The organism is Virgifigura deserti (assembly GCA_003576685.1).
In the GTDB taxonomy this organism is placed as follows: domain Bacteria; phylum Pseudomonadota; class Alphaproteobacteria; order Dongiales; family Dongiaceae; genus Virgifigura; species Virgifigura deserti.
In genome coordinates this window covers 234,951-248,145 of record QOZR01000001.1, presented here as the reverse complement: position 1 = coordinate 248,145, position 13,195 = coordinate 234,951, and the positions used below count along the sequence as shown (strand labels likewise).

Genomic DNA, 13,195 nt, shown 5'->3' with positions numbered 1-13,195 from the left:
TGGATCAGGAGGGGGAGAATTGCCATTTTCGTTGGAGCGGGGAACACGCGGCCCCGGCCTTGCCCTATGCATAGGGTGTCTTCATGCCGCACTCGCACTGTCGGCCTGTCAGCCGACCGTACGGGTCGAAGCACCGAAGGATCCGATCGTCATCAATCTCAACGTCAAGATCGAGCAGGAGGTCAGAGTGAAGGTTGAGCGCGACGTCGAGGATCTGATCGAGTCCGAGTCCGACCTGTTTTGAAGCATCGGGTGAAAAGAATGCCGTATCTGACAAAATTTGCCTTGAAACAGTTCTTACTGGGTTTCGCCTTGATCGTCGGCCTCTCGCTGATGTCCGGTGTCGCAGCGGCCGGTGCGCTCGACGATGCCAAGGCCGCGGGCCTCGTCGGCGAGCGGCCGGACGGCTTTGTCGGGGTCGTGCCCTCGACGGTCCCGCTGGAAGTGGCCCAACTGGTCGAGGAGATCAATGCGCAGCGCCGCGCCGCCTATGCCGACATCGCCGCCAGGAACGGAACCTCTGTCGATGCAGTCGGCGTGCTGACGGCCGAGAAGCTGTATCAAAGGGCGCAGCCCGGCGAATATCTGATGAGCAAGAGCGGTCAGTGGACCCGAAAGTAGCCGACTGATGCCCTCGTCCGCCCCCGTCCCGGCTTCGGTCGACGACACGCTCGGCCTCTTCTCCGCCGGCAACTATGTCGGTGACCGGAGCCTCGCGACCGCGGTCTTCCTGGCGCTGAAGCTCCGTCGCCCACTGTTCCTGGAAGGCGAGGCCGGCGTCGGCAAGACCGAGATCGCGAAGGTGCTCGCCGCCGGCCTCGGTCGGCGGCTGCTGCGCCTGCAATGCTATGAAGGGCTGGATGTCGCGTCGGCGGTCTATGAGTGGAACTACTCCCGCCAGATGATCGAAATCCGGCTCGCGGAGGCGGCCGGCAATACCGACCGCAGCGCCGTCGAGTCCGACATCTACGCGCCGCGCTTCCTGATCAAGCGACCGCTTCTGCAGGCGCTCGACTCCGACGAGGCCGGTGCACCGGTTCTGCTGATTGACGAGCTCGACCGCACCGACGAGCCGTTCGAAGCCTATCTCCTCGAGGTGCTGTCCGACTTTCAGATCACGATTCCAGAGATCGGCACCATCAGGGCGGTCGAACCGCCGATCGTCGTGATTACCTCGAACCGCACCCGCGAGATCCACGACGCGCTGAAGCGGCGCTGCTTCTATCACTGGGTCGATTATCCCGACGCGGAGCGCGAGCTGGCGATCCTGCGGCTCAAGGCGCCGCAGGCCGATGCGGCGTTCAGCCGCCAGATCGTCGCCTTCGTGCAGAAATTGCGGAGCAAGGACCTGTTCAAGCTGCCGGGCATTGCCGAGACGATCGACTGGGCCGATGCCCTGGTCCAGCTCGACAAGGTCTCGCTCGATCCGGCCGCCATCGACGATACGCTGGGCGTTCTCCTGAAATACCAGGACGACATCGCCAAGATCCGCGGCAGCGAAGCCGCCCTGCTCCTCGATCAGGTCAAGGCCGAGTTGGCGACGGCAGGCCGGTAGCGGCATGCTTCGACAAGCTCCGCATGAGGGTCACGGCCGCCTCGTCGAGAACCTGATGCTGTTCGGCCGCACCTTGCGGGCGGCGGGGTTGCCGGTGGGCACAGGCAAGCTGACGGAGGCGATCCGGGCGGTCGAGACGGTCGGGCTCGGCAAACGCGAGGATTTCTACTGGGCGCTGAATGCCGTCTTCGTGAACCGGCGCGAGCACCAGACCCTGTTCGATCAGGCCTTCCATGTCTTCTGGCGCAATCCGCAGCTTCTGGAGCGAATGATCGCCGCCATGCTGCCCGCGCTGCACGGCGCCGGCGAGCCGGAGCGCGGCGAGGAGATGAGCCGCCGGCTGGCCGAAGCGCTCAAGCCCGATCGTAGCGGCACAGCGGACAGTCGCGAGCCGACGGAAGAGAAGCTTGAGATCGACGCGGTCATGACTTGGTCTGACCGCGAGGTCCTGCAGAGCATGGACTTCGAGAAGATGTCGACGGCCGAGATCGCCGCCGCGAAACGCGCGATCGCCGAAATGCGATTGCCGATCATGGAGCTGCCGACGCGCCGCTTCCAGCCCGATCCCGCCGGTCACCGCGTCGATATGCGGGCGACGCTGCGCGCGTCCTTGCGCGCCGGCGGCAGTATCCCCCTGCGCCGGCGGACGCCGCGCCGCCGGCATCCGCCGCTCGTGATTCTCTGCGATATCTCCGGCTCGATGAGCCGCTATTCGCGCCTCGTGCTGCATTTCATGCATGCCGTCACCAATGACCGCGACCGGGTGGCGACCTTCCTGTTCGGGACCCGGCTCACCAACATCACCCGGCTGCTCCGCCACAAGGACGTGGACGTTGCCTTGGAGAGGGTCGCCGGCACGGTCGAGGACTGGTCGGGCGGCACCCGCATCGGCAAGTGCCTAGCCGAGTTCAACGGCCGCTGGTCGCGGCGGGTGTTGGGCCAGGGCGCCCTGGTGCTGTTCATCAGCGACGGGCTCGACCGCGACGCAGCGGAGGGGCTGGACGGCGAGATGGAGCGGCTGCACAAATCCTGCCGGCGCCTGATCTGGCTCAACCCGCTCTTGCGCTATGCCGCCTATGAACCGAAATCTCAGGGCGCGCGCGCAATTCTGCCGCATGTCGACGAGTTCCGCCCGGTGCATAATCTTGAGAGCCTCGCCGACCTGACGCGCGTGCTGAGCCGCCCGGGCGTCCGGCGGCTGGACGGGCTGCGACAATGGCGCGAGAATTGGGAAGAGGAGGTGTTGCAGTGACGGCAACCGCGGAAGCCATTCTGGAACAGGCCGCCGATTGGCGCGCTGCCGGCAAGGGTGTCGCGCTCGCGACCGTAATCGGGACCTGGGGTTCCTCGCCCCGCCCGGCGGGCAGCCAGCTCGCCGTCGACGACAGCGGCGCGATGATCGGCTCAGTCTCCGGCGGCTGCATCGAGGGCGCCGTGGTGCTGGAGGCGATCGAAGCGATCAAGGACGGAAAGCCGCGTCTGCTCGAGTTCGGCGTTACCGACGAACAGGCCTGGGAGGTCGGGCTCGCCTGCGGCGGCAAGGTCCAGGTCTATGTCGAGGCGGTGGAATGAAGCGGGCGATCCTCGATCGGCTCGTCGCCGATCGCGCCGCCGACCGGCCGGTGGCGCTCGCGACCGATCTCGAGTCGGGCCTTCAGTCCCTGATCTATGAGGGCGATACCCACGGCGATTTCGTTCTCGACTCGGACATCCTCGCAACCGCGCGACAGGCCCTGCGAGACGATCGCTCCGCAATCGTCGAGGCGGCCGGCCGGCGCATCTTCCTCCAGGTCCACAACCCGGCCCTGCGCCTGATCCTTGTCGGCGCCGTCCATATCGCGCAGGCGCTGGCGCCGATGGCGCGGCTCGCCGGCTATGCGGTGACCGTCATCGATCCGCGCCGGTCCTTCGCCACCGAAGCCCGGTTCCCGGACATGGCCTTGCTGACCGACTGGCCAGACGAGGCGATGGAGCGGCTCGCGCTCGACGGTCGGACGGCGGTCGTCACCCTGACCCACGACCCGAAGCTCGACGACCCGGCCCTGCAAGCCGCGCTGCGGTCGCCCGCCTTCTATATCGGCGCACTCGGCAGCAGGAAGACCCATGCAGCGCGGCTGGAGCGGCTGCGCGCGGCCGGCGTCGGCGATACCGATCTCGCCCGCATCCATGGCGGTCCGGTCGGCTTGCCGCTGGGCGGGCGCTCGCCGGCCGAGATCGCCCTCTCGGTCCTCGCGCAAATAACCACCGTGCTGCACCGGGCAGGGTCGACGCAGGGCCACGCGGCATGATCTTCGCCGAGATTCCGGTCAGCGAGACCGAAGGCGCGCTCCTCGCGCACAGCATCAGGCTTCCCACCGCAAGCTTCAAGAAGGGCCGCCGACTGTCGGCAGACGACGTCACGACGCTGATCGAGGCCGGCCGGACCACCGTCATCGTCGCCCGTCTAGAACCGGGCGATATCGGCGAGAACGATGCCGCCACCCGCGTCGCCGCGGCTGCCCAGGGACCGCATCTCGACCGTGCCGTCGCCTTCACCGGACGCTGCAACCTGCTGGCGGAGGCGACCGGCCTTCTCATCGTCGATCGCGAGCGCCTCGACCGGATCAATCTGCTCGACGAGGCGGTGACGATCGCAACCCTGCCGCCCTACGACTTGGTCGAGCCACGGCAGATGGCAGCCACTGTCAAGATCATTCCCTTCGCCGTCGCTGACTCCGTCCTCGCCCGTTGCGAGGCGATCGCCCAGGAGAGCGGTCCCCTGATCCGGGTCGCGGCGTTTCGCCCACGCCCTGTGGGCCTGGTTCAGACCCGCCTGCCCGGCGTCAAGGAAAGCGTTCTCGACAAGACCGTCGGCACCATGAACGCGCGCCTCGCGGCGCTCGGCTGCGGTGCGCTGGCGGCGGAACGGCGCTGCGATCACGAGGTCATGGCGCTCGCCGCCGAGATCGATTCGCTGCGCAGCGGTGGGACCGCGCTGCTGCTGCTGCTCGGCGCCTCGGCGATCACCGATCGCCGCGACGTGATCCCGGCGGCGATCGAGCGCGCCGGCGGCACGGTCGAGCATTTCGGGATGCCAGTCGATCCCGGCAACCTGCTGCTGCTGGCCCGTATCGGCACAATGGACGTCCTGGGCGTGCCGGGCTCCACCCGCTCGCCGAAGCTGAGCGGCGTCGACTGGGTGCTGCGCCGCCTCCTGGCGGATATCCCCGTAACGGGGCAGGACATCATGCGCATGGGTGTCGGCGGCCTCCTGAAGGAAATCCCGACCCGGCCGCAGCCACGCGCCGGCACAGAGAGGGGCCGGGCGGAGGCACTACGCTCACCGCGCGTCGCCGCCATTCTCCTTGCCGCCGGCCGATCGAGCCGGATGGGCGCGGCGAATAAGCTGCTGACCGAAATCGACGGCACCGCGATGGTGGCCCGCGCCGTCGAGGCGGCACTCGCGTCGCAGGCCGATCCGGTCGTCGTCGTCACGGGCCACGACTCCCAGCGGGTGAGAACGGCGATCGGGAATGCGGCCGAGGGCCGTCCGGTGACGATCGTCCACAACTCCGATTATGCCGCCGGGATCAGCACGTCCCTGCGGCGCGGGCTAGCCGCGCTCGGACCGGAGGCGGACGGAGCGCTGATCTGTCTCGCCGACATGCCGCGGGTGACGGCGACAGTGATGGATCGGCTGATCGCGGCCTTCGAGCCGGCCGAAGGCCGCGCGATCTGCGTACCGGTGTGGAGCGGCAAGCGCGGCAACCCCGTGCTCTGGTCGCGCCGGTTCTTTCCGGAGATGAGTGCGCTGGCCGGCGATGTCGGCGCTCGGCACCTGATCGGCGAACATGGCGATCTCGTCCGCGAGGTCGCCATGACCGACGACGCCGTGCTGCTCGATGTCGACACGCCTGAAGCCTTGGCCGCGATGAAGCGGCCGGCCTGAGCCGACCCGCCCCTACCGGTTCAGACGCTCCAGAAAATCCAGAACCGCGTCCGGCGCACCGAACGCCTGCAGATCGTTGTGGCCGGCATCGGTGAAGTAACGGGCTTCTTTCGGTTCGTTGGCCGCCTCGAACAACACCCGACCGAAGCGGATGGGAACCACCGTGTCGCGCTCGCCATGCATCAGCAGCAGCGGAGCTCGGACGGAGCCGATTTTCGCCAATGAATCGAAACGGTCGAGGACCAGCCAGCGCACCGGAAAGATCGGGTAGCGGGCCTGCGCGACTGCGGCGACCGAGGTCATGGGCGCCTCCAGGATCAGCGCGGCGACGGATCGCTCTGTCGCCATCTGTACCGCCACGGCGGAGCCGAGGGATTCGCCGTAGAGCACCAGCCGTTCGGCGCCGAGTCCCTGCCGCGCGAAAAAATCGAGTGCGGCGCGGGCATCGCTATAGAGCCCCTCCTCGGTCGGCCGGCCCGGATTCCCGCCATAGCCGCGATATCCCGCCAGCAGAACGCCGTAGCCGGCCTCGATATAGGGCTTCATCTTCGGCGCGCGATGGCCGATATGCCCGCCATTGCCATGGAAAAGTGCCAGGACCGGCGCGTTGGGCGTCGATGGCGGGCAATACCAGAGCAGGATCTCGAGTCCGTCGGCGGTCGTCACCCGCACGGGCTCCATCAACCGGTCGACGCCGCTCTCCGCCAGGTCGGGCGCCTCCCGGCTCGGTAGATAGAGGAGTTGCCGCTGGAACCCGAACATCAGGCCCAGGACCAGCATGTAGGCGCCAGCGGCGACGGCGAGAATACTGCCCATCCGTCCTGCGATCCGACTTAAGCCAAGGGCAGTGTAGCGAACCAACGCTCGGCCGCAAGCGGCGTCGGCACGCCGGCCTTACCGGCGCCGGTTTCGCCTCGGCCGGCCGCGCGACCGCGCCGCGCCGTTCTCGACCCTCTCTCCGCCCCCGTCCCTGCTCTTTGGCGCGGCAGCCGGAGCTGCCGCCAACGCCACGCCTTGCGCCACGAAGGGGTGGTTTTCGATCACCGGAACCTGCTGCCGAATCAGCTTCTCGATATCACGCAGATAGGCCCGCTCTTCGGCATCGCAGAACGAGATCGCGATCCCGTCCGTGCCGGCGCGGGCCGTTCGGCCGATACGGTGGACATAGCTCTCGGGAACGTTCGGCAGATCATAGTTGATGACGTGGGTGATGCCGTCGATATCGATCCCGCGGGCCGCGATGTCCGTCGCCACCAGGACCCGGATACGACCGGAGCGGAAATCCTCCAGCGCCCGCTGCCGCGCAGTCTGCGACTTGTTGCCGTGGATCGCGTCGGCCGGCACCTGGATGTCGCCGAGCTGCTTTGCGACGCGATTGGCGCCATGCTTGGTTCGGGTGAAGACCAGGGCGCGGCGGATCTCGGAATTCTTCAGCACCTCGCTCAACAGCGCGCGCTTGTTCGCGGTGTTGACGAACAGCACCGATTGGTTGATCCGCTCGGCGGTGGAGGAGACCGGCGTCACCTCGACCCGCACCGGGTCGGTGAGGATGTTGTCCGCGAGGCGCGCGATGTCGGTCGGCATGGTCGCCGAGAAGAGCAGCGTCTGCCTCTGCTTCGGCAAGAGACGCAGGATTTTCCGCACGTCGTGAATGAATCCCATGTCCAGCATCCGGTCGGCCTCGTCGAGCACGAAGACCTCCAGCCGGTCGAGCCGCAGATGCCCCTGCCCGATCAGGTCGAGCAGGCGGCCCGGCGTGGCGACCAGGATATCGACGCCGCGCGTCAAGGCCTGGACTTGTGGCTGCTGGCCCACGCCACCGAAAATTACTGCCAGTGACTGGCCGAGATGACGGCCATAGGTACGGAAGCTATCGCCGATCTGCGTCGCCAGCTCGCGGGTCGGCGTGAGGACCAGCACGCGCGCCGCCTGCGGTCCGGCGCGGCGGCGGTCGGTGGCGAGGCGATTGAGGATCGGCAGTGCGAATGCCGCCGTCTTGCCCGTACCGGTCTGGGCGCAGCCCAGGAGGTCGCGGCCGGCGAGAAGATGCGGAATGGCCTGTGCCTGGATCGGCGTGGGCGTCTCGTAGTTCTCGGCGCGCACCGCGCGCTGAATCGGCTCGATGAGCGGAAGATCGGAAAATTTGGTCACGTCTATCGTCTTTCTCTTGGCGTCCCCGGCGATCGAACCCCGCGCACGGGCCGGGACGGCGCGGCGAACGCGCAGCCCTTCGGCACGAAAGATCAGGTCATCGCGATGGAGAACGGATATCTGGGATCTGGCGCGGGAGCGGCGAACGCAGAGCGGCCGTCCTGAGTCTTTCTTATGTTAGGCGGCCCCGCGCGCAGCCAGGGAGGCCCATTTTGTCGTTCGGTCTCGGGACGGAGCCGTCGGGCCCTTTCAGGGCCGGCAACGCGCTTTGCGCGATCGCGAGAAGGGAGACGATATTGTCTCTGCCCGGTTAGATGCGCTTTGGCGAGGCGTAAGTCAAGCATTTGAAGACGATCGGAGGAAAATTTCTATCAGCGTCATTCAAGAATAGGCCCGTTAACTCAAATTGTTATGACAAAGACTATGGAGCAAGCACAGTGGAACGTCTCGGCCGCTCGCTCGTTCATCTAAGGCTTGCCGCGAATCGATATGGGAGATCCATGGCAACTCCTTTGAAGAAATCCGCCGCAACGGCGCCGCCTCAGGCAGAGGCGTTCTATGCTGAGAGCCTCAGGCTGCTGAAGAAGTCGCACATCCCCTTTTTGGTCGCCGGGACCTTCGCGGTCAGCGCATACACCGGCATAACCCGGCCGACGAAGGACCTCGACCTGTTCTGCAAGGCCGGCGACTACCCGCGCATTCTGACCTACTTCCAGAAACTTGGATATGTGACGGAGATCGAGGATGAGCGATGGATCGCGAAGGTTCGGCAAGGCCGATATTTCTTCGACGTGATCTTCAACTCGACCGCCGCCGTCGCGCCGATCACCGACCAATGGTTCGCCGAATCGCACAAGGCGCGGGTCTATGGGGCCCCGGTGCAGATCGTCCCCCCGACGGAACTGATCTGGTCCAAGGTCTTCGTACAGGGTCGGGACCGGTATGACGGGGCCGACGTCGCCCACGTCATTCTGAAGCAGTCCGGGAACATCGACTGGAAGCGCCTCCTCTCCTACATGGAGCAATATTGGGAGGTGCTCCTGATCCACATCCTGAATTTCCGGTTCATCTACCCCACCGAGCGTGACTGCGTCCCGCGCTGGCTGTTCGACGAACTCGTCACCCGACTCAAGGAGCGCGCGGATCTTCCCGTTCCGAAGATCAAGGTCTGCCGCGGGCGCCTCCTGTCGCGAAGCGACTATCTCGTAGACATCACCGAATGGCGCTTCGCCGATATTCTGGGCGAGGGCGAGAACGACTATGCAAAACGGAAATAGCACGATCACCGTTGCCGGGCTCGGCGATCTCCACGTTGCCGAAAGCACGGCCCATCCGTTCCGGGAGCTGTTCGCCGAGGTATCGGGCGAGGCCGACGTTCTCGCGCTCTGCGGCGATCTGACGAATCTCGGCAAGGTCAAGGAGGCCGAGATCCTCGCGGAGGATCTGCATGCCTGCAAAATTCCCGTCGTCGGCGTCCTCGGCAATCACGATCTCGAATGCGGGGAATCGGAGAGAGTATTGGAAATCCTGCAGCAGGCCGGCGTCCGCTTTCTCGAGACGCAGGTCTATGAGATCGAGGGCGTCGGCTTCGCCGGGGTCAAAGGCTTTGCCGGCGGCTTCGGCAGCCACATGCTGGGCGCGTTCGGCGAGGAAGCAATCAAGCATTTCGTCGGCGAGGCCGTGAACGAAGCCATGCGGCTGGAAAACGCGCTGCATTCCCTCACCACCGAGCGGACCGTCATCGTCCTGCACTACGCGCCGATCACCGCCACCCTTGAAGGGGAACCGAAGGACATCTTCCCATTTCTCGGCTCGTCGCGCCTCGCCGAAACCATCGACCGCTTCGATGTCAGTGCAGTCCTCCACGGCCATGCGCACCACGGGACCTATGCCGGAAAGACGACGAAGGGCATTCCGGTCTACAACTGCGCGCAGCATGTGCCGAAGGAAAGCGGCAAGCCCTATGCGCTAATCAAGGTTTAGCATGCATAGTCCGGCTCGTCCCGGTCGAGCAGGCGCTTCAGCGCGTCGAAATGCAACCGCGCGGATCGGGCCATGCCGGCATTGTTGCCGAAGGTCGTCCGGGCCACTTCATCGGGCACGCGGCGCAGCGGCTTGCCCGTGGACATTGCCAGAACCTGTGCCTCGCAGCTGCGCTCGAGATAGTAGAGATCGTCGAACGCCTCGGCAACGCTGCCGCCGACGACGATTACCCCGTGGTTGGCGAGGAAGAGGACGCGCTTGTCGCCCAGCACACCGGCCAGACGGTCGCCCTCCGAATTGTCATGGACCAGCCCGTTATACTGATCATCATAGGCGACATCGTCGATATAGCGCAGCGCGTTCTGGCTGATCGGCTCGAGGCGCGTGTCCTCGACCAGGGTCAAGGCGGTGGCATAAGGCATGTGCGTGTGAAGCACACAGGTGGCGCGCGGGCTGGCGCGATGAATCCGGGCGTGGATATGGAACGCCGTCCGCTCCGCCTCGCCCTCGCCCTCTAGAACCCGCCCCTCGCCGTCGACGACGAGAAGATTGCTCGCGGTGATCTCCGACCAGTGCAGGCCGTAGGGGTTCAGAAGGAAGCAGTCTTGCGCACCCGGCAGCATGACGCTGAAATGGTTGCAGATTCCCTCATGCATCCCGAAGCGGACAGCCAGCCGAAGAGCAGCCGCAAGATCGATCCGCGCCTGGCGCGTACTGTTCATCACTTTATCGTTCTCCCGTATCTTTATCGCACTACACTCAGCCCAAGGCCGGACTCAAGCCGGAAGCAAATAGTCCGGCACGCCGCTCAAATCATTGAGTTCTTCATAAGGTTTATAGTCGGGTCGCCCCGCCTCGCCGCGGCGATTGATCCAGATGCAGCGGATCCCGAGCTCCTTGCAGGCCTGGATATCGAGCCGCATGCTGGCGGCGACGTGAACGACCTCCTCCACCGTCACGCCAAGCACCCGGTGCGCGTGCTCGAAGATCTTGCGGGAAGGCTTGTAAGCCCCCGCCTGCTGCGCCGTGATCACATGATCGATCGGCACGCCAATATTGCGGACGTTGCCGGCAATGAGATCGTCGTCGGTGTTCGAAATGATTGCGAGCTTGTAGCGCTCTCTCAATCGCCGCAGCACGTCAGGCACTTCGGGAAACGGCCCCATCCTTGAGATGCTCTCGATCAGGATCGAGGCGTCTTCCGCAGCGAAGGGAAGTCCGAGCTTCCCCATGGCTTCCTTGAGTCCCTCGCCTGCGACGACCTTGAAGGGCCGGTGCGGCGGCTCCTGCTCGATGCGGTGCTCGGCGTCGTCATAGACCTCGATGAACTGCTTCGCCGGCAGATCGGATCGACCGTAACGGGCAAGGATCTCCTTCACCGCCTTCTGCAGGCCCTGGTCCCACTGGATGAGCGTGCCGTAACAGTCGAAAGTGATGAACTTGGGCATTGGATTGAGCGACCACATCATGCATCTCCTCAACAGGCCGGGATTCAGTCGGCGGTTTGTTCTTCCAGGCGCTTGAGATGAGTCACCAGCAGGTCGCTCGCCTCGGCGTTGTGATCTCGGGCAAACCGGGCGGCGCTTTCGGCATCACCGGCTCGGATCGCCTCCACCATCGGTCGATGCTCGTCGATGATGCTCTGACCGCCCCCGATGAGGGCATTCGATGATGCGATGCACATGCGAATCTGCTGCTCGACGATACGGTACTGCGCTCGCAGCCGGCCATGACCGGCAAGTTTGACGATCGCCTCGTGCAACGCGAAGTCCGCATCGGCAATGGCGGCGCGGTTGCGCCGGCGACAAACCGTCTGCAGATCCTCAAAGGCGCGGTCGAGAGCGTCGAGGTCCAATGTACCCGCCCGCTGCGCCGCCAAGCCTGCGGCAAGCGCCTCGAGGCTGCTTCGAAGCGTGAAAAGTTCCCACGCGTCATGTGCGGTAAGCGTCGCAACCTCCCATCCGGTGTAGGGGACCTGCACGACAAGCCCTTCATTGACGAGCTGATGCAGGGCGGTGCGGACGGTCGCTCGGGACAGGCCGAGTTCGCCCGCCAGCCGGACCTCCGTAAGGCGGGAGCCGGCCGGAATTGCTGCGGACAAGATCTGCTGTCGAAGCACGTCGGCCGCCTGGACATCAAAGCTGCGTTTGATGATCGCGATCATGAAGATAGAATAGCAGAATTGACGATTGTCGACAATCGTCAATTATAGCCGCCGCTATACATTTCATGGTCATGCCGCACTTGCCATTCCGCGCCGACGATGGAAGGATGCGCGCCCGCAAAAGTTAAGAAATTCGACGGAGGACAGGCAGGATGGACGTTCGCGCAGCCGTGGCCCACAAGGCCGGCGCCCCCCTCAGCATCGAGACGGTACAGCTCGAAGGGCCGAGAGCCGGCGAGGTACTGGTCGAGGTCAAGGCTACCGGCATCTGCCACACCGACGAGTTCACCCGTTCGGGCGATGACCCGGAAGGGCTGTTCCCGGCGATCCTCGGCCATGAGGGCGCCGGCATCGTCGTCGATGTCGGGCCGGGCGTCACCAGCCTGAAGAAGGGCGATCACGTGATCCCGCTCTACACGCCGGAATGCCGGCAATGCGAGTACTGCCTCAGCCAGAAGACCAACCTCTGCCAGAAGATCCGCGTGACCCAGGGCCAGGGCCTGATGCCGGACGGCACCAGCCGCTTCTCGATCGGCGGCGAGAAGATCCACCATTACATGGGCACCTCGACCTTCGCGAACTACACTGTCCTGCCGGAGATCGCTCTCGCCAAGATCCGTGAGGACGCGCCGTTCGACAAGGTCTGCTATATTGGCTGCGGCGTCACCACCGGTATTGGCGCGGTGATCAACACCGCCAAGGTCGAGCCCGGCTCGAACGTGGTGGTGTTCGGCCTCGGCGGCATCGGCCTCAACGTCGTCCAGGGCGCCCGCATGGTCGGCGCCAACATGATCGTCGGCGTCGATCTCAACCCGGATCGGCGCGCCTTGGCCGAGAAGTTCGGCATGACCCATTTCGTCAATCCGAAGGAGATCGAGGGCGATCTCGTGCCCTATCTGGTCGAGCTGACGAAGGGCGGCGCCGATTACAGCTTCGAATGCATCGGCAATGTGAACGTCATGCGGCAGGCGCTGGAATGCTGCCATAAGGGCTGGGGCGTCAGCGTAATCATCGGCGTCGCCGGCGCAGGCCAGGAAATCTCGACGCGCCCCTTCCAGCTCGTCACCGGCCGGGTCTGGAAGGGTTCGGCCTTCGGCGGCGCCCGCGGTCGCACCGATGTGCCGCAGATCGTCGACTGGTACATGGACGGAAAGATCAACATCGACGATCTGATCACCCACACCATGCCGCTCGAGGACATCAACAAGGGCTTTGACCTGATGCATAAGGGCGAGTCGATCCGCAGCGTGGTGGTGTATTAGCGACTGACGAACGGGGGCGGCGCGAACCCGCTGCCGCCCTATTCTGGTGTCATGCCCGGGCTTGACCCGGGCATCCATCTCGACCGCCGGAACGGCCGCGGCCCTGGATCGCCGGGTCGAGCCCGGCGATGGCAATAAGAATTGCGGGGCTC

At 65.2% G+C, this 13,195-nt stretch carries 15 protein-coding genes; 10 read left to right on the top strand and 5 right to left on the bottom strand.

Going from position 1 to position 13,195, the window contains the following annotated elements; all coding sequences use genetic code 11:
* Positions 1 to 19: 19 nt before the first annotated feature.
* The 7 genes from DT069_RS01280 to DT069_RS01250 are packed head-to-tail and all read left to right on the top strand — an operon-like array spanning position 20 to position 5,483.
* Positions 20 to 244, top strand: coding sequence for a YnbE family lipoprotein (locus DT069_RS01280; RefSeq protein ID WP_425449918.1), 225 nt, complete (start codon positions 20 to 22; stop codon positions 242 to 244).
* Positions 241 to 621, top strand: coding sequence for a YdbL family probable chaperone protein (locus DT069_RS01275; protein ID WP_425449917.1), 381 nt, complete (start codon positions 241 to 243; stop codon positions 619 to 621). Before DT069_RS01280 ends, DT069_RS01275 begins: the two co-directional genes overlap by 4 nt.
* 7 nt (positions 622 to 628) lie before the next feature.
* Positions 629 to 1,555 (top strand): AAA family ATPase, encoded by a 927-nt coding sequence (locus DT069_RS01270; RefSeq protein ID WP_119458450.1) that lies wholly within the window; start codon positions 629 to 631, stop codon positions 1,553 to 1,555.
* A gap of 4 nt (positions 1,556 to 1,559) precedes the next feature.
* The gene (locus DT069_RS01265; RefSeq protein ID WP_119458449.1) at positions 1,560 to 2,807 is read left to right on the top strand and encodes a vWA domain-containing protein; all 1,248 of its coding nucleotides are present in this window, start codon (positions 1,560 to 1,562) and stop codon (positions 2,805 to 2,807) included.
* Positions 2,804 to 3,127, top strand: coding sequence for an XdhC family protein (locus DT069_RS01260; protein ID WP_425449916.1), 324 nt, complete (start codon positions 2,804 to 2,806; stop codon positions 3,125 to 3,127). The genes DT069_RS01265 and DT069_RS01260 overlap by 4 nt, the downstream gene beginning before the upstream one ends.
* Positions 3,124 to 3,843, top strand: a complete 720-nt coding sequence (locus tag DT069_RS01255; protein WP_119458447.1) for an XdhC family protein — start codon at positions 3,124 to 3,126, stop codon at positions 3,841 to 3,843. The genes DT069_RS01260 and DT069_RS01255 overlap by 4 nt, the downstream gene beginning before the upstream one ends.
* The gene (locus tag DT069_RS01250; protein ID WP_119458446.1) at positions 3,840 to 5,483 is read left to right on the top strand and encodes an NTP transferase domain-containing protein; all 1,644 of its coding nucleotides are present in this window, start codon (positions 3,840 to 3,842) and stop codon (positions 5,481 to 5,483) included. Before DT069_RS01255 ends, DT069_RS01250 begins: the two co-directional genes overlap by 4 nt.
* 12 nt (positions 5,484 to 5,495) lie before the next feature.
* On the opposite strand, the gene DT069_RS01245 is transcribed toward DT069_RS01250, so the two are convergent.
* Both DT069_RS01245 and DT069_RS01240 read right to left on the bottom strand, forming a co-directional pair.
* Complete coding sequence (locus DT069_RS01245; RefSeq protein WP_119458445.1) at positions 5,496 to 6,299, bottom strand: alpha/beta hydrolase; 804 nt, start codon at positions 6,297 to 6,299, stop codon at positions 5,496 to 5,498.
* 78 nt (positions 6,300 to 6,377) lie between these two features.
* Complete coding sequence (locus DT069_RS01240; protein ID WP_119458444.1) at positions 6,378 to 7,634, bottom strand: DEAD/DEAH box helicase; 1,257 nt, start codon at positions 7,632 to 7,634, stop codon at positions 6,378 to 6,380.
* 500 nt (positions 7,635 to 8,134) lie between these two features.
* Between DT069_RS01240 and DT069_RS01235 the strand changes: the two genes are divergently transcribed.
* Both DT069_RS01235 and DT069_RS01230 read left to right on the top strand, forming a co-directional pair.
* A complete protein-coding gene (locus DT069_RS01235) occupies positions 8,135 to 8,911 on the top strand; it encodes a nucleotidyltransferase family protein (protein WP_119458443.1) in 777 nt (258 codons plus the stop codon).
* Positions 8,895 to 9,617, top strand: coding sequence for a metallophosphoesterase family protein (locus DT069_RS01230; RefSeq protein ID WP_119458442.1), 723 nt, complete (start codon positions 8,895 to 8,897; stop codon positions 9,615 to 9,617). Before DT069_RS01235 ends, DT069_RS01230 begins: the two co-directional genes overlap by 17 nt.
* Here DT069_RS01230 and DT069_RS01225 read toward each other — a convergent pair.
* The 3 genes from DT069_RS01225 to DT069_RS01215 are packed head-to-tail and all read right to left on the bottom strand — an operon-like array spanning position 9,614 to position 11,823.
* Complete coding sequence (locus DT069_RS01225) at positions 9,614 to 10,360, bottom strand: aldolase (RefSeq protein WP_425449971.1); 747 nt, start codon at positions 10,358 to 10,360, stop codon at positions 9,614 to 9,616. The two genes, DT069_RS01230 and DT069_RS01225, sit on opposite strands and share 4 nt — an antisense overlap.
* Before the next feature lie 33 nt (positions 10,361 to 10,393).
* On the bottom strand, positions 10,394 to 11,086 hold the full coding sequence (locus DT069_RS01220) for a haloacid dehalogenase type II (protein WP_119458440.1): 693 nt from the start codon (positions 11,084 to 11,086) through the stop codon (positions 10,394 to 10,396).
* 23 nt (positions 11,087 to 11,109) lie between these two features.
* Positions 11,110 to 11,823: a GntR family transcriptional regulator gene (locus tag DT069_RS01215; RefSeq protein ID WP_119458439.1), complete on the bottom strand. Its 714-nt coding sequence runs from the start codon at positions 11,821 to 11,823 to the stop codon at positions 11,110 to 11,112.
* 110 nt (positions 11,824 to 11,933) lie between these two features.
* Between DT069_RS01215 and DT069_RS01210 the strand changes: the two genes are divergently transcribed.
* Positions 11,934 to 13,043 carry an S-(hydroxymethyl)glutathione dehydrogenase/class III alcohol dehydrogenase gene (locus DT069_RS01210; protein WP_119458438.1) on the top strand — a complete coding sequence of 370 codons (1,110 nt, stop codon included), beginning with the start codon at positions 11,934 to 11,936 and terminating at the stop codon, positions 13,041 to 13,043.
* Positions 13,044 to 13,195 lie beyond the last annotated feature (152 nt).